Source organism: Chromobacterium subtsugae (assembly GCF_001676875.1).
In the GTDB taxonomy this organism is placed as follows: domain Bacteria; phylum Pseudomonadota; class Gammaproteobacteria; order Burkholderiales; family Chromobacteriaceae; genus Chromobacterium; species Chromobacterium subtsugae.
Genome location: NZ_JYKA01000060.1, coordinates 1 through 292 on the forward strand (window position 1 = coordinate 1; position 292 = coordinate 292).

1 protein-coding gene is annotated in these 292 nt (G+C 42.5%); it reads right to left on the minus strand.

What is annotated here, in order from left to right:
• Window positions 1-41: 41 nt before the first annotated feature.
• Window positions 42-292: hypothetical protein (locus MY55_RS24135; protein WP_208856083.1), on the minus strand; the 251-nt coding region annotated here is incomplete at its 5' end.

Sequence of the window (292 nt, forward strand, 5' to 3'; positions counted from 1 at the left end):
TTCAAACTTAGCAACCTTTTCCCACCGACCGGATTGGCAATCTAATCAGCACAGGTTATAACAGCAGAAAAGCATTTATTTGAATTCATCCCCCCTGTGTATACAAGGCAAGAGTTCGGCCCATTCATATAAACATTTTCAGGAGGGACAGATCCTGCTGTTTTAGATTGAAAACCACACCCGATGGCGACCTTTGTTTCTGGACATGTTGCTATTGAGTTCTGACCCGGCCAGACATTACATGCAATTTCACCTTGGTACATGGTTGTTGACAATCTTTTTGTCTGCTTTT